Source organism: Vibrio aestuarianus (genome assembly GCF_028858425.1).
Classification (GTDB): Bacteria; Pseudomonadota; Gammaproteobacteria; order Enterobacterales; family Vibrionaceae; genus Vibrio; species Vibrio aestuarianus.
Genome location: NZ_JAKNYQ010000002.1, coordinates 73,914 through 90,214, shown reverse-complemented (window position 1 = coordinate 90,214; position 16,301 = coordinate 73,914). Strand labels below are relative to the sequence as shown.

Annotated in this window: 15 protein-coding genes and 3 pseudogenes; 8 read left to right on the top strand and 10 right to left on the bottom strand. The window is 40.4% G+C overall.

The features are described from left to right. Positions 1-44 precede the first annotated feature (44 nt). Entirely contained in the window at positions 45-1,070 is a 1,026-nt protein-coding gene (locus tag MCT08_RS14130) for an acyltransferase (RefSeq protein ID WP_274676580.1), read from the top strand. An 18-nt stretch (positions 1,071-1,088) separates the two neighbouring features. Then, positions 1,089-1,718 (top strand): START domain-containing protein, encoded by a 630-nt coding sequence (locus MCT08_RS14125; RefSeq protein ID WP_172533378.1) that lies wholly within the window; start codon positions 1,089-1,091, stop codon positions 1,716-1,718. A 4-nt stretch (positions 1,719-1,722) separates the two neighbouring features. Here MCT08_RS14125 and MCT08_RS14120 read toward each other — a convergent pair whose 3' ends face one another. The 6 genes and pseudogenes from MCT08_RS14120 to kdgR form a co-directional block, all read right to left on the bottom strand. Further along, on the bottom strand, positions 1,723-2,112 hold the full coding sequence (locus MCT08_RS14120) for an MAPEG family protein (RefSeq protein WP_168524365.1): 390 nt from the start codon (positions 2,110-2,112) through the stop codon (positions 1,723-1,725). Between the two features lie 180 nt (positions 2,113-2,292). Next, a pseudogene (locus MCT08_RS14115) lies at positions 2,293-2,990 on the bottom strand (IS1 family transposase). A gap of 65 nt (positions 2,991-3,055) precedes the next feature. Further along, positions 3,056-3,256 (bottom strand): annotated as a pseudogene (gene tssD / locus MCT08_RS14110) (type VI secretion system tube protein TssD); the annotation flags it as partial. 204 nt (positions 3,257-3,460) lie between these two features. Further along, positions 3,461-4,174, bottom strand: a complete 714-nt coding sequence (locus MCT08_RS14105) for an exonuclease domain-containing protein (RefSeq protein WP_274675654.1) — start codon at positions 4,172-4,174, stop codon at positions 3,461-3,463. A gap of 2 nt (positions 4,175-4,176) precedes the next feature. Then, positions 4,177-6,048, bottom strand: a complete 1,872-nt coding sequence (locus MCT08_RS14100; RefSeq protein WP_274678704.1) for a DUF294 nucleotidyltransferase-like domain-containing protein — start codon at positions 6,046-6,048, stop codon at positions 4,177-4,179. 78 nt (positions 6,049-6,126) lie between these two features. Further along, complete coding sequence (gene kdgR / locus MCT08_RS14095) at positions 6,127-6,909, bottom strand: DNA-binding transcriptional regulator KdgR (RefSeq protein WP_053308896.1); 783 nt, start codon at positions 6,907-6,909, stop codon at positions 6,127-6,129. Positions 6,910-7,174: 265 nt separating this feature from the next. Here kdgR and kduD point away from each other — a divergent pair, with 265 nt between their 5' ends. The 6 genes from kduD to MCT08_RS14065 all read left to right on the top strand — a co-directional run bounded on the left by kduD (position 7,175) and on the right by MCT08_RS14065 (position 11,290). Continuing rightward, a complete protein-coding gene (kduD, locus tag MCT08_RS14090; protein ID WP_053309051.1) occupies positions 7,175-7,936 on the top strand; it encodes a 2-dehydro-3-deoxy-D-gluconate 5-dehydrogenase KduD in 762 nt (253 codons plus the stop codon). Between the two features lie 23 nt (positions 7,937-7,959). Beyond that, positions 7,960-8,481 (top strand): YgjV family protein, encoded by a 522-nt coding sequence (locus tag MCT08_RS14085; protein WP_053308897.1) that lies wholly within the window; start codon positions 7,960-7,962, stop codon positions 8,479-8,481. 17 nt (positions 8,482-8,498) lie between these two features. Further along, positions 8,499-8,822 (top strand): cupin domain-containing protein, encoded by a 324-nt coding sequence (locus MCT08_RS14080; protein ID WP_053308898.1) that lies wholly within the window; start codon positions 8,499-8,501, stop codon positions 8,820-8,822. A 45-nt stretch (positions 8,823-8,867) separates the two neighbouring features. Next, positions 8,868-9,506 (top strand): RpiB/LacA/LacB family sugar-phosphate isomerase, encoded by a 639-nt coding sequence (locus MCT08_RS14075; RefSeq protein ID WP_053308899.1) that lies wholly within the window; start codon positions 8,868-8,870, stop codon positions 9,504-9,506. A gap of 208 nt (positions 9,507-9,714) precedes the next feature. Next, the gene (gene kdgK, locus MCT08_RS14070; RefSeq protein WP_053308900.1) at positions 9,715-10,641 is read left to right on the top strand and encodes a 2-dehydro-3-deoxygluconokinase; all 927 of its coding nucleotides are present in this window, start codon (positions 9,715-9,717) and stop codon (positions 10,639-10,641) included. A gap of 25 nt (positions 10,642-10,666) precedes the next feature. Then, on the top strand, positions 10,667-11,290 hold the full coding sequence (locus tag MCT08_RS14065) for a bifunctional 4-hydroxy-2-oxoglutarate aldolase/2-dehydro-3-deoxy-phosphogluconate aldolase (RefSeq protein WP_176313966.1): 624 nt from the start codon (positions 10,667-10,669) through the stop codon (positions 11,288-11,290). A gap of 165 nt (positions 11,291-11,455) precedes the next feature. Here the strand turns inward: MCT08_RS14065 and MCT08_RS14060 are convergent. From MCT08_RS14060 to MCT08_RS14045, 4 genes and pseudogenes are all read right to left on the bottom strand, one after another. Beyond that, positions 11,456-11,930, bottom strand: a pseudogene (locus tag MCT08_RS14060) (transposase); the annotation flags it as partial. 121 nt (positions 11,931-12,051) lie between these two features. Beyond that, complete coding sequence (locus MCT08_RS14055; protein WP_274678703.1) at positions 12,052-12,723, bottom strand: oligogalacturonate-specific porin KdgM family protein; 672 nt, start codon at positions 12,721-12,723, stop codon at positions 12,052-12,054. Positions 12,724-12,737: 14 nt separating this feature from the next. Continuing rightward, on the bottom strand, positions 12,738-13,922 hold the full coding sequence (locus tag MCT08_RS14050) for an alginate lyase family protein (RefSeq protein WP_274678702.1): 1,185 nt from the start codon (positions 13,920-13,922) through the stop codon (positions 12,738-12,740). Positions 13,923-14,283: 361 nt separating this feature from the next. Next, a complete protein-coding gene (locus tag MCT08_RS14045; RefSeq protein ID WP_274678701.1) occupies positions 14,284-16,053 on the bottom strand; it encodes a sodium:solute symporter family protein in 1,770 nt (589 codons plus the stop codon). Between the last annotated feature and the right edge of the window lie 248 nt (positions 16,054-16,301).

The window sequence follows — 16,301 nt, the reverse complement described above, 5'->3', positions numbered from 1 at the left end:
ATAACGGGTAGCGTTAGGTTTATCATTTTTCACTGATGTCTGTTATGTCTTCTTCTCAAAAAATTGCGAGTTTGGAACTCGGTCGAGTCATTGCGATTTTTGCCGTCATTGCCCTGCACTGCCAAATGTTTCTTTCCTATTTTATCTATCAAGATGAGCCTTGGTTTGGCTATGTCTTTAATCAACTGACGCGCTTTGCTGTACCTCTTTTTTTCTTAATTTCTGGTTATTTAATTCAACCGAAATTGGTCGCAAGCCCGATTGTCACGTTAAAACGTTATGCTCGACCTTTATTTCGCCTATGGGTTGTTTGGAGTGTGATCTGCTTATTAGTACCATTTAACTGGCCAACCGTTGCTCAAGACGGCTATTTAGCTGAGCGAATTGGCTATTGGGATTATTGGTTGAGTAGCCCATTAGATGCCCTACTTGAAGGTGGTTTGGTGCACTTATGGTTTATTCCTGCACTCATTTTCGCGGTGGCGATTTTGGCTTGGTTGCTACAAACCAAACGAACCAATTTGATTATCCCGCTTGCTGTAGCGCTCTATATATACGGCGTACTGGCGGGCAGTTATCAAGCAGTCACTGAATTAAGTGCACCCTTTTTTACTCGCAATGGCCCTTTTTTTAGCACCTTATTGGTCAGCATCGGCTTCATGATTCGTCAACATGCCTATCAACTTAGTGCTGCGAAAGCATGCGTCATGCTTGGTTTAGGCCTACTCATGCATTTGGCCGAAGCCTACGCCTTACATCCCCATGACCAACTCTTTAATGCCAATGACTACCTATTTACGACACCATTGTGGGCAACAGGCTGTTTTTTACTCTTATTAGCCAAACCAAACTGGGGCAACTCGCCTTGGGTTTTTGCACTTTCACAGCGTATTTTAGGTGTCTATGTCAGCCACCTCCTTGTCGCGATTTCAATGATGAATATCGCTGGAATATTAGCACTACAAGATGGCATGAGAGATTTGTTTGTGTTTACTGGCACCGTAATCTTTACTCTATTACTGGTAATAAGAATAGAAAAAACACCACTGCGTTCAATACTGCTGCGTTAACCAAAAAGGGATAAACGAATGACAAAATGGATGTCGTTGGTGTGCGTACTCTTTTCAATCACCGCCAGTGCTGCCCCCTCTTTAGAGTGGCAGTTTATAAAAACGGACAATGGCATAACCCTCCACTCACGGAATCACAGCGATGGTTTGGTGGAGATCCGCACCCAAATGTTTGTCCCGACATCGTATTCGGCTTTTTTGCTGTTATTGGAAGATAGCGAACGTGTGCCAAAGTGGATAGATAACGTCAGCCACAGCAAAGTTCTTAAGCAGTTGTCTGCAAACGAAAACGTTGTGTATACACAATTTTCCGCGCCTTGGCCCGCCAAAGACAGAGATATGGTGACATATTCAAAATATGCGCTGAAAGATGGTGCATTAAGGTTAGAAATCTACGATGCACCAAATTACTTGCCAGAGCAAAGCGGTTATATTCGAATTACGCAGGTCAAAGCGAACTGGACACTGCAGAAACTAACCGATGGCATGACACACATTGACTACATCGCCTTCGCCAACCCAGGAGGGGCATTACCAGACTGGCTAGTGAATAAGCTTTCCGTTAACAGCGCTTTTGCCACATTTCAAGGATTGCGTAGAGAATTGCCCGCTTACCAAGGCAAACCACATCCTAACCTGCAGGAATGAGTGATTAACCTAGAATTTTATCAAACGGCAGGTAAATGAGGTTGAGCACCATTAATGCAACCATTGCAGCAAAGGTTAATTTCATGCCCGCAATACGCCCTTTTAATTGGTCACTCAAAATGGCTTTTGCATGTAATATGCGACCAATCACGAACGCCATACCAACGCCATGAATCCACCACACACTGGCACCATTAAATTCCAATAACGCCATTAAGATAAGTGTGATAGGAATATATTCAGCCGCATTACCCTGCGCACTGCGCGCCAACTGCAATGCTGGCACACCGCCATCGGCGTATTTGACTTGGTTAGCACGACGTTGTTTGATGACTTCAATAGCCAGCCAAATCAGTATTGCCGTCAGGATAATGGCATAGAGAGCAGTGATCATAGCGGTGTACCCAGTTAAGAAAATAAGTGATTAGTGTATATGAGGTTGATAGGTAGGATCCAAATAAATAGTAAAACGCCCCAAATGGGGCGCAGAGAAGTGAGTCTAAGTACTGCTGTCGTCGGTTATCAATCCACCCAGTCATCACGGCTAGTGAGGTCGTGACTCAAATCAGTTGAATTACCAGTAGAACTCCCGCTCGATAAACGCCCCTATAACTTTGTCATGCATCTCTTCTGATTTGGAAAAACCGATCGTTTTACGAACAAGGCGCTTCAATCTTGAACGTAATGTCAGGTTGGTTCGCTCAATTCACTGAGTGAATCTTTTGCCAACAACGTGCTTTTCTCTTGGTAGCTCTTTCGTGTAGACAGTGAAGTCATCAGTGAAAAAGAAGCTGATGTCGAACGGCGCTAGTAAAGCAAGTAGTGCTCGCAATGCATCTGTATTACGTTTACCAAATGAATGAGCAATGATGCGTTTATAACGCAGCTCCCATGCATACCAGAGCCATCGCCGATTTTTCTTATTACCTACGAATGACCACTGCTCATCAACTTCACAAATTAGAGTGATGTTTGCTCTATCGAAAGGGATTGAGCTTACTTGCCTTGGCGAGAGTTTTTTAAAGTGCTCAATACTGTGTTGTATGCGACATTCAATACTCGGGCGGTCTCCCTAACACCAGAGCTATTCATTGCCATATCGACAATCTTTTCTTTTACATCTGGCTTGCGGGCTTCGTAAACGTAATCGAGTTGAAAGCTCTTTCGACAGTCGAGACACCTGAAACGAGTAAAGCCAGAATGCCCCTTTCCATGCTTACGGACGGGCTCAGTTTTATTGCAGAAGCGACATTGAACTTGAATGGTAGCCATGAGTTAAAAACAATCAAAAATCAGGTGGCTATATTAACACATATCCACCGATTTGAGTCTCGACCGGTAAATTTGAATGGCTTATGAACACGTTGACCAGATTGTGGGTCAGTTGGGACGGTTACCACGTGGTCAAATTGTTGAACTAACATTTGGTCTTCATGACCTTCAACGAATGCATCGCCGATAGAATCAGTAGATAGAGCACCCGCAGTGATAAGCCCCTGAGTTTCGCCTTCGATAGAGATATAACATGGAGTTGGCATTGCAAATTCCTTACTTTACTTAAATGATGAATGTATTTTGCGCAAATTCATCACCTATAGAGCAAGGTCGATGCCAACCTTAAGTTTGTTTAATTTCAATGAGTTATACTGATAAATAAAACATATCGAGCAATAACCTGCCTAGCATAAGCAACTTTTTGCTCTTACCTACCAATAATTACTCCATCCGCTTTACTGTTCAGCTCAAGAAGAAAGTAATTGATGTAGCAAGGGGGTTTGGTGCTTAAACAGTGATTTGATCTGCGCGGTAAATAGTTCACTCGTCGCCAAGGCATCAACTGCAGCTGAGTGCTCAGAGTAGGAAGGAAGCAGATAGCGATCACGAACGTCTCTCAATTGGAAACCAGAACGACTGTCAGTTTTACCTTTATAGGAAAACTGCTTTTCGATATGTATCGTATCTAGCCACAAGCAGGGAAAACTCGTCATTCCTAAGTGCTCTTGCACAAACCTATCTAAAAAAGTTCTTTCGATACACGAGCCATGAACAACTGGGACTTTCCCTGCTAATTCACTAAATAGGTTGTCCATAGCTTGGGTAATCACGACGCCATCTTTAAGCATTTTCGGTGTAATATGATTGATAATTGCAGATTCAGCTTTGATAAATTGTGCATGATTAATAAATATCTCACTCGCACTAGCAGCATCAATTTCATTGAGTGTAAAAGGCACCATCCCAATACTCAGGATGAAATCACTCTGAGCATTAACCCCTGTGGTTTCAAAATCGAATGCGACAAACTCAAGCTCAGATAAACGAATATCGAGCGGTGGCAAAGGATGCCCTAGATATTGACTGAGTCCAGCTAAACCTCGCTGTTGTTCGGACAACACTTGGTGGTGTTTATACACTTTATTCCAAGGGTTAAAATGCCGCTTGAATGCCTTTAACATCGTTACCCCTTCAAAAATCTTAATTTCGCCACATCTTGTAACTCACTGATAATTTTAAACGCGTCCTTCAAATGCTTACGTTCAAAGCTACTAAATGTGTTTGGTTCGATATGGTTATTGACATCTTTACCTTCACGTAACGCCTGTAACTGGTGAGTAAAGCGCACCTGGGTTATGAATTTATGAGCGCCAATAATATTTTTACAGCTATCCTCGGACATCGTTCCTTGAGCTGCGGCAAAGATAAAGCGCTCTTCTGTTCCAGTCATCGAACCACCGGCTGCCAAACTAAAAATACGTGCTAAATCAATAATTAAATTCAGTGCATATTTTTTGATATTCAACGTTTGACTATTGTCTCCTCCTTTTTCGAGCACCAAATTATTAAAAATGCCAAGCGGTGGTTGTGTGTCAATCGCATCACGTACCAGTGCAGGTAAGAATGACGTACTTTTTTGAATACAATGATGCAAATGCTGCTGCATCTGATCGACTAAATCACTATTGCCGTAAATAGAACGCACTTCCAAGAACACACTGATGCTTAATAATTTATTATATTCAGGGCTGGCAACCCACTTACGATAGTATTCTTTCCACGTGCTTAGCGGTTGGCACCACTTGGGGTAAGCTGCCATGTATTTACCATCACACAATGGATAACCACACGCGGCTAAACCATTGCAAACTTTCATGGCTAAATGCTTGAAATACATCATATCTTCTGCTTTAGCATCGTCGGCCAACACCAATGCACTATCTTGATCGGAAAGCATATGTACTTCATTGCGAGCATGAGAACCAGCGACTATCCAAGCATAGTCACAATGAGCTGGGCCCAGCATCGCTTCCGTTATTTGTAGTAGGCGACGAGTAAATGCATCCATGATCATCGACATAACTCTGCCTTGAATTTCCGCACTGACACCGCTTTCTACTAGAGATTCAAAGATGGACTGACGCTCTGATTTCAGTGCAGCTAATGCATTGACAGAACTCGCATACTTGATTTTTTCGATTAAAAACAAAGCTTGAGTACGGTGGTTATGCACTAAATGTGAGGTGGTCAATAAGCCAACGACTTCTTTATCTTTTAATACAGGCAAACAGCGAATGTTGTATTGCAACATGATGGAAATCGCTTGAATGACTTTGTCTTCAGCCTGAATCAATTGTGGGTTTGGTGTCATCACATGATGAATAGGTAAAGAGATATCAATCCCGCTAGCAACAACACTCGATGTCATATCTCTGTCGGTTACAATGCCAACAATTTCTCCAGCAAATTTTACGACCGCGCAAGAACTACGACGGCCTCCAGTACCACACATTTTTTGCGCCACGTCTTGAATCGTAGCGGTAAAATCAACAATGGTGATGTTCTCACTAGCAATCTCACCCACCCGGCGGAAAAACAGCCCTTTTTCTTCTGCACGGCAAACATCATTGACCGCCGAGCTCAGACGAGTTTCCGCTTTAGCCGCAAAGTAATGAGCTATGTCTGGATGCTCGTCACAAACCTGCAACACCACTTTATGTGGAATGAGGTAGAGCAAAGAATCTTCCATGGCTTGCGCGCGGTAGCCATCTTCGCTGTCTTTCAAAGGCGCTAAGAAAGTAAAACCAAACTGATCTTCCTCTCCTAAACGAGCACGCAGTTGTCCATCCGGTCGCCACTGCTCAATCGCCCCTGTGCGGATAATATAAAGATAGCGATCTTCACATAGCGCACTAAATTCGATCTGTTCACTTTGCGCTAAGTAACGAACTTTGACTTGATTAGACAGTGACTCAACAATGTCTCGAGGAAGCTTATCAAATGGATCTAATCTGATAAGAAAATCATAGATATTTGGAGTTAACGATGTACCCACAATAACCTCGCATTTTAAAACACCGTTTCGATAATTGATTGTACTTCAAAAAAAGCAGCTATCAAGCTGCTTAATTGATTAAACAGGATAATTCCGGAAACCTAAATGCCCAGAAATATTACGGCAGGCACTTTGCAGTAAATCGACATAGTAAGATTTACGTTCTTCTTCAAAGCGAATAGTCGGTAACGAAATAGACAGCCCAGCAATCACATTGCCAAAGCGATCGTAGATCGGCGCAGCGATACAACGAAGACCCGGCTCTTGTTCTTCATTATCTTCAGCAAAATGCTGACCGCGTACTAGTTCTAGTTCACTCAAAAGTTGATCAACGTTTTCGTGTGTGCGCTCGGTATGCTTAACGAATTCAACATCGCTAAGTAAACGGCGAACGTACGATTCTTCACGCTCAGCTAATAACACCTTACCAATCGCAGTACTATAGAGTGGGTTGCGTCGGCCAATACGTGACTGCATGCGTAAGTTGTAACCAGAATCAATTTTGTGGATGTAAATAATACCGCTTTCGTCTAATGCCCCTAAGTGCAAAGCTTCATTGGTTTGCTCAGAAATATGGTGCATTTCTTTATCTGCAAGAGAGATAAGATCAACATATTCTAAAGATTTTGCACCCAATTCAAAGAGCTTCAATGTCAAAGAATACTTATCAGCTTCTCCTTCTTGTGAAACATAACCCTGAGATTTCATAGTTTGAAGAAAACGATAAGTGGTTGCTTTAGACATCATCAAACGTTGTGATAGCTCTGAAACACCCACTTCTTTTTGCTCCGCGAGTGCTTGCAAAATACTAAACACTTTTAGCACTGAGGATACCGATTCAGGCTGTGTGGATTTTTCCATAGTCTTTCCTTTACAACTGTTATAACTATTAATTTCCCAACATTATAACCCCTCCCATTTGGTAAACCAGTTTTTTTAAAAACGCTTTTCATAAATTTGAAACCACGCAGACTTAACGCTCAAAAACACGATCGCTATCAATATTTTCAAAACGGCTTTTCAAAAATATTTGTACAATATTTCTTTTTGATTTATCTTAACCATAACTTCAGTGAGCGCAGGCTTCGATTCGGTCACTAAATTCGACAATATTGAGGAAATAAAAATCATGCTTAATTCATTTAATCTGAAAGACAAAGTAGCGATCGTAACCGGCTGTGATACAGGTTTGGGGCAAGGTATGGCGCTTGGTCTTGCAGAAGCAGGCTGCCGTGTTGTTGGCGTTAACTATATTGAACCAACTGAAACCATTGAAAAAATGAAAGCGGCAGGCCATACATTTTTAGATGTACGAGCCAACCTTCTTAAACAAGAAGATATTCCACACATCATTGATCAAGCTATCACTGCGTTTGGTAAAATTGACATCTTAGTGAACAATGCTGGCATTATTCGTCGTGAAGATGCCATCGAATTCTCTGAACAGAATTGGGATGATGTAATGAACATCAACTCTAAGACCGTTTTCTTCATGTCTCAAGCGGCTGCTAAGCAGTTTATCGCCCAAGGTCATGGCGGAAAAATCATCAATATCGCTTCAATGCTTTCTTACCAAGGTGGTATTCGCGTGCCTTCTTACACCGCCTCTAAAAGTGCCGTGATGGGTATCACTCGTGCGATGGCTAACGAATGGGCACGTCATAACATTAACGTTAATGCGATTGCACCGGGCTACATGGCCACCAACAATACAACGGCACTACGTGCCGACGAAGAACGCAATGCCGCAATCCTAGAACGCATTCCTGCAGACCGTTGGGGTACACCTGAAGATGTTGCTGGTCCTTGTGTTTTCCTAGCATCAGAAGCATCTGCGTACATCAATGGCTATACGATTGCTGTCGATGGTGGTTGGTTAGCTCGCTAAGATCATGACATTCATGTAAGGAAATAAATGTGGAATTATCATTAGCTCAAGCGTTAGGATTTGTGAGTTTAGCCTTAGGTATTTCCACGTTTTATCAAAAAGATGATCGTAAGCTAAAAATCATTATGTTCATTTTCAACTTGAATCATCTCTTACATTATTTTTTATTAGGTTCAATGTTGTCTGTGCTTAGTGCCTTTCTTTCCGCACTACGTACAGCAGCCTCAATTTATACTTCTTCAAAATATGTTGCTGCGCTATTTATTAGTATCAGTCTCGGGTTAGGTGTTTACCTAGCTCAGCATTGGTGGGATTTGTGGCCAATTGTTGGAACAACAATTGGAACATTTGCTATTTTTATGCTCAAAGGTATAGCCATGAGAGTTGCCTTCTTGGTAGGCGCAACATGCTGGCTAATTAACAACATCTTAGTTGGATCGATTGGCGGCACTTTACTTGAGCTAACTGTCATGACTATGAACAGCATTACTATCTATCGATTAGTCCGAGATCAAAGACGCTCATTGATAGCGCAAAACCTATAAAAATAGGAAGGTAAACCATGTTTGTTTTGAATAAAGATATCCCTTTAGAAGATTTGGGAGCGGGAATTTCTCGCAAAATATTAGCACACAGCGACAACATGATGGCCGTTGAAGTGCATTTTGAAAAAGGGGCGATTGGCACAATGCACAATCATCCTCACGAGCAGCTGACTTACGTTTTATCTGGCGAATTTGAATTCACCATTGGCGAAGAAACGAAAATCGTCAAAGCCGGTGACACTATGTACAAGAAACCAGAAATCATGCACGGCTGCCGCTGCTTAGAAGCAGGAATTCTGATTGATAACTTTACGCCAATGCGTAAAGACTTTTTGAAATAAGATTAATTACAAATTGATAGGCGGCATCGCCGCAGGAGAAACACCATGAAAATTGCACTAATGATGGAAAACAGCCAAGCAGCAAAAAATGCGATGGTTGCAGGTGAACTGAATACTGTTGCCGGCGGTTTAGGCCACGAGGTATTTAACCTAGGTATGACCGATGAAAACGATCATCACCTAACCTACATTCATTTAGGTATTATGGCGAGCATCTTGTTGAACTCTAAAGCGGTAGACTTCGTTGTTACAGGTTGTGGAACAGGTCAAGGCGCAATGATGTCTCTTAACTTACATCCAGGTGTGGTTTGTGGTTACTGTCTAGAGCCTTCTGACGCTTTCCTATTTAACCAAATCAACAACGGTAATGCATTGGCTCTAGCATTTGCTAAAGGCTTTGGTTGGGCTGGTGAACTAAACGTTCGTTACATCTTCGAAAAAGCGTTTACTGGTACTCGCGGTGAAGGTTACCCACTTGAGCGCGCTGAACCTCAACAACGTAATGCTGCAATTTTGAACCAGGTAAAAGCGGCAGTAACGAAAGATAACTTTGTTGATGCACTACGTGCGATTGACCAAGAACTTGTTAAAACAGCCGTTGGTAGTGCTCGTTTCCAAGAGTGCTTCTTCAATAATTGCCAAGATGCAGAAATTGCAGAATATGTTAAAACACTGGTCGCGTAAGCTTCCATAACGCTCATTTATCGGGAAATAAATCGAACGTTTAAGCCAACCATTGCGGTTGGCTTTTTTTGTTTCAGACAACCAATAATGCAACATCGGTAACAATCAAGATCGCAGTCACATATAAATGAACCAATGTTTTATTTTTATTGTTAAGTTGTTTTGTGGCTGCGATAATACCTACAATTAATGTTTAGGAGACATTTCAATGTATGTAAATAGAATCGCCGTGATCGGTGAATGCATGGTCGAACTGCAGAAGCATGGCGAGTTATACAAACAAAGTTTTGGTGGCGACACATTAAATACCGCCCTTTATCTTTCACGTTTAACTCATCATTACGAAATCACCACATCTTATGTTACAGGTCTAGGTAAAGATCCATTCAGTAAGCAAATGCTGCAAATATGGCAAGAAGAAGGAATTAACACCGATTTCGTTCATTTATCTGAAGATAAATTACCGGGTTTATATACGATTGATACCGATCAACATGGCGAGCGTAGCTTTTTCTATTGGCGTAATGATTCAGCAGCGAAATATTGGCTTAGGAATCAAGCTATTCTTAGCCTAGTGCGTAACTTATCTCAACATCAAATGATTTATCTCAGCGGCATTAGCCTTGCAATTTTACCTGAAGATTGTCGCCAAACACTGATAGAAATCCTGACACTTTGTCGCAAAGAGGGGGTAAAAATCGCCTTCGATAATAACTACCGCCCTGCGCTATGGGAAAATGTTGAAACCACTCAAGCGGTATACGAACAAATTTTACGCATTACTGATATTGCTTTTTTGACCTTCGATGATGAACAAATGCTGTATGGCGACACTGAAGAGCAACAAGCGATTGAACGCACCCAAAACTTTGGCGTTGCTGAAATTGTGGTTAAACGTGGGGCAGATGATTGCTACGTTATACAAAATGGCACATTAGTTTCTATACCCGCCATACCTGTATCCACTATTGTTGACACGACCGCGGCTGGTGACTCATTCAGCGCAGGTTATTTAGCCAAACGCTTAACTGGCGGAACTCCTGAACAATCCGCTGTCGCTGGACACACACTAGCTGGCACGGTTATTCAACACCGAGGTGCCATTATTCCTCGCGATGCGATGCCAATTATCTAGATCATATAACTAAAAGGATTCTCAGATGAATACGATCAACCAACAACTGGCCGATATCAAAGTGGTTCCAGTGATTGCAATTAAAGACGCCAACAAAGCGGCAAAACTGGCTCAAGTGCTGATTGAAAATGGCCTGCCTTGTGCTGAAATCACATTCCGTACAGAGCAAGCAGCTCTCGCCATGAAAAATATGCGCGAAGCTTACCCACAAATGCTGATTGGTGCAGGAACGGTTCTAACGACTGAACAAGTAGACCAAGCGATCGATGCTGGCGTTGATTTCATCGTCAGCCCAGGGTTTAACCCAACAACGGTAAAATACTGCCAACAACGCAATATCGCCATTATTCCTGGTGTCAATAACCCAAGTTTGGTTGAACAAGCAATGGCAATGGGATTGGATACATTGAAGTTCTTCCCTGCCGAGCCTTCTGGGGGGGTGGCGATGCTTAAAGCACTCACCGCCGTATACCCGATTAAATTCATGCCGACCGGCGGCGTTAGTCCAAGCAATGTTAAAGACTATCTTGCTATTCCCGCGGTTCTTGCCTGCGGTGGTACATGGATGATCCCTAATGACCTGATCGACAATGAAAAATGGGATGAGCTAGCAGCACTGGTTAAAGAAGTGGCTAACGTCATCGCTTAGTAAAGTTCAATTATCTATCTGTTTACCTACATTGGCTTATCTATTTTAGTACAGTGAATGAGTACAAGTCCGTGAACATGTATTTATTCACTTTTATAGCAAGCCAATTTTGGCTCACACCTCCCCCCAGTCGTGTGAGCCTTTTTTATTCTCATTAATACCCGTTCAACTTACAGTTGCAGGTTTCAATAGCTGAAAATTATCCGTAATTCTGGATACAAGTGAGCCTGCAACTTCTGGTAGTGTCACATCGAAAAACCTTTTGATAGCAGAGATGAATGTCGCTTTGGAGGAGAAATAAATATTTTCCTCACATACTCATTCATTACTTTCCAAAGCCGCTCTATCGAATTTAAGTTTGGGCTGTATGGCGGTAAGTAATGAAGCTCTATATTGAGCACTTTTGCCGTATTTCTTACCAGCTCAAACCGATGATAGACTGCTCCTAGTGGGTAATGTTCTTTCTTGAGCTTCCAAAAGAAGCGCACAATACTCTCACTATCCATCGTTTCAATAAGCTTTCCTGTACCTTACGGATCCAGCCATAGCTGAGTTTTGTTGATTGAGTTGGATGAACGGCATCCATGAAAAGTACAGGCGCGTCGTTAAACTTAAGAGTATCGTTGTAATGCTCTATATATGGCCTGGTAGCGATTGTCGAATCCGAAACCAATTTTCCACTCAGCATGAGGTCAACAACACAGAAAAATAAAGGCCACGAATGTAAGATCGTAGCCTTTTAGTTAAACTATCTTTTATAATTAGAAACTGTATGTGATGCCAATCCGACTACGTAATTGTCTGTCATCAGATTTAGACGAAACAGAAACATTAGCGAATTCAATATATGGTCTCCAGTTCCAATCCTTGCCTTTGTAGCCTAACTTGATACCAAGATCCCAGTTAGTATCGCCATTATCGAAGAACACTTGATCATCATGCCCTTTGGTATAGTTACCTTCTAACCCAAACTGAAAATGGTTGTAATTATAATCCACATTAGCTGTAACATAACTCAGAGTTTCCATGTCTTTATCATCAGAAAAATGTCTAAATTGATGACGATAACGTAGCTTAGTTACCACACCTGAATCAAATTTATATTGCGCACGTAGTTGAGGTTTATAACTTACATGCCCATCAAAAAATGTTACTGGAAGACTCGGAATCAAAGTCCAATGTTCATCTACCTTAAATTTGTAGCCGTATTCGAACTCGTTCCCACTAGACTCCCACTCTGAAAAAGGTTTTCCTTTTTGCATGGCTTCGACACTAAAGAAATGATTGCCGACACCTGCACCGATTTTTGCACGGCTAGCATAAGTTTCAGAATCATGTTTATATTCTTGTCTAAAATCCAACGATGCAGCAGACACAGAAGTTGCAGCGAGAAAAAAAATAGATGCAATTGAAATTTTTCTAATGATTAACATTTCAAGTCCCTTAATTAGTTAAAAAGTAAGTTTTCAATTTTAATTTCATTTTCTTTGTTTAATTTAAGCTCAAACAAAGCTTTATTAAACGATTCTGTTCCATAAGCATAATTAGCATATAAAATGTTTTTATATGCTATATTTGGATCAAAACCCTTCAATTCCTTATAAGGCCATTCATTATTTTCATTGATATAATTTGCAATGAATCTATATCCATTTTCCAATGAATGTTTATCAACCTCATAATTCCACACATCAACATTCAGTCGTTGACCAAAATGGCCAAGGTAATTATATGCTTCTAAATTAAAGTTAGAATAATGCCAAGGACGTGTACGCTCAAGTTCACCATGCTGCTTTCCTTCGCTATCAAACTGCCCCCCTATACGTCTCATCTGGGTAATTCTAAGCCTTTTTTTTGCAATATCGTTTTTCCCAACAAACATTGAAAAAGCAACAACTTGAGCGTCGTACCAAGTGCCGTGATTATTATGCCAATTATCTTCTTCAAAACCGTGGTTACTGGTTAAGAGCCATGTATTAAACTCGTCAAACCATTTTATAATTGCATCATATTGCTCTTGCTCCATTTTTCCTTTGAGAATATTGATACTATCTAAAACTGGAATAAGTAAACGACTTTCTATAATACCGATGCCTCGACCATCAACAATTCCTGGAATGGCTTGGGCGTGTTCTAAATGCGGATTCATCATTGTTTCAGGGTTAACAAACCAAGCATTGAGCTGTGTTATAGCTTTTAAGGCGTAGCGTTCATCATCTGTAAAATAGTAAGCCAGCCCTAGATTTACAACATCCTTAGTAAAACGAATGAATCTCTGCTTATCCGTAGCAGCTGACTTAGTTGCTTGGTTATATTCACCATCACGGCGAATATAAGGTAGACCATTTTCAGTGTCAGGATTTGGCCACCAATAAGGGCCAAAACTAAAATAATCATTTTTATTACCACTCGCAGGAAAAAGTGTTTTATTCGTAACTGGATCAACAGTAGACTCCAGTGCTGTATCAGCTAGCATTTTCAATTTATCAAATGCTAATTTCTTCTGTCCCATATGTTTTTTATTATACTGGATAGCTTCAGCGTCATAAGAAACAAATTCAATATTAGCATACACAGAAGCTGCCATAAAAAATGACAGAGACATAATGTTAATACAATTTAAAGTTTTCATAAACAACCTCCATAAAATATTAATTCATAATGATTGAAATATATTTTTATTTTTGTGATCGTGATACCATCTCCTTATTGACATTATTAAACTTAACCATTCCGTGTTCTAAATAAAAATATAAACACAATGTGAATATTGATGATTATTTACAATAATCATCCTAACAACTTATTAAAATGATAATTTCATAAAAACTATAAAAAAATCATATTATAAGAGTTAAACTACAAAGTTAGCATATATAAAGATTTAATCATTACTATTATCTCTAGCAAACAATATTATTCATAATAAAAAGGAGTTAACCTAAGAATAACTCCTAAAGAGGATTGAAATACTTTTAATATTATGGAGTAAATTAGTTGGTCGATACTCTCGTAGACAGTGTTTCTGTCATTTTAGAGCTCTTAATCAGCAAAGCACCAATAGTGACAATAACAGTACCAACAAATACGAAGGCCATTCGTCCCCAAAACGGATTTGGAATTAATATCATAAGAAAAACCAATGCACCAAACACTAGAATCAAGCGACCTAACATAGAACGTTGTTGGCGGTCTACTTCGTCTTGACCTGGCTCTGCAATAACGGGAGTATCAACATCATTCCAAAACTCATTAAGCTCATTAGCACGTTTAATTGATGGCTCTTTATAGAATTTAGTAGTCAAACAGAAGAAACCACCAGTGATAAATAAGTGACCAATAATACCCAGTAGTACTTTGAGATCACTCGCTTCACGTCCTGTAAATGGAGTTTCTAAATTTAACCAACTTGCCACAACATCGGCTGTAATAACAAAGCTTACTAGATATGAAACAATGATACCGACAACAAGTGTTGCCCACGCAGCCCAATCTGGTGTTTTCTTGATAAAAATACCAAAGAAAAGTGGTACTAGGATTGGCATTTGCAGCAATGTACTAACGTACATCATTGCATCAAACAAACTTAAGCCACGCAGTGAGTTGATAAACAAAGCAACAACAATGATCAATGCTCCAAAACACAATGTCACAATTTGGCTAACGCGCATTAATTTCTTATCATCCGCTTTCTTATTAATAATTGGAGAATAGAAGTTACGAACAAAAATACCCGCATTACGATTCAGGCCTGAATCCATCGATGACATAGTCGCAGCAAATACGGCAGACATTAGTAACCCAACCATACCTACTGGCATTACATTTTCTACAAATACTAGATAAACAGCATCAGCAGCTTTCTTTCCAAGCTCTGCAGCGTGCACTGTCGCTGCATCAGGGTATATGACCGCAGTAACCCATGGTGGTAAGAACCAGATAGCAGGACCAATTAACATAAGGACAAAAGCAAGTAACGCAGCTTTTCGAGCATTAGTAGAATCTTTCGCAGTTAGGAATCGATATGAATCTTGCATGTTGTTAATATTTTGCAATTGCTTAACAAACATGAAGATAAACCATGACACAAATAATAAGCTGTAATTCATGTTTGAGCCCATAATAGACTCAACAGGAAATTGCTCAATTAGGTTAGAAGGACCACCGATCTTGATAAGCGCAGCAACGGCACAAACTACTGTTACCGCCATAATTACGACCATTTGGACAAAGTCAGATGCAACAACTCCCCATGCTCCACCAATAAGTGAGATTAACAGTACACTTAAACCAGTAGCAACAATTGTTGTTTCTATATCTACTTTAAATACAGCACTTACAAATAGCGCAAGGCCATTTAGCCAAATACCTGTGTAGATAATACTGGTCGGCATTGTTGCCCAAGTAAATACTTGTTCGTTTGTTGCACCAAAACGACGGCGTACCCCTTCAATTGGTGTAACAACACGCATTTGGCGAAAACGGTAAGAGAAAAACAGCCAAGAGAGTAGGAAACCAAATGCGTTGGCCATGAACACAACCATGATTGGAAAGCCATCAGTAAAAGCTTTACCAGCAGCCCCTGTAAATGTCCAAGCACTAAATTGTGTCATGAATGCTGTTGAACCTACCATCCACCACAACATTTTACCGCCACCACGGAAATAATCACTCGTTGAACTACCAGCAAATCGTTTAAAAATCAATCCTATAGCAATCATAAAGATAAAATAGACGCCCACTACAAGCATATCAACATTCATTAGTAACTCCTTTTAATAAAAAAACACTCTATTTTTTAAAACTACGTTTCATTATTGTTGATTGTGTCGTTTTATAAAGCATGGGTGTGCGATTTTGTGATCTAGGCAAATTTTGGTGTATGAGTTAAAGCGAATAATTGTTCATAGATCAAAAAATTGTTCAGTAACTCTATCCACTCTGACAAAATCACCCCTGAAGATTATCAATATTAAAAGCGTTTGTTTGATCACAAATTTTGATTATTTTC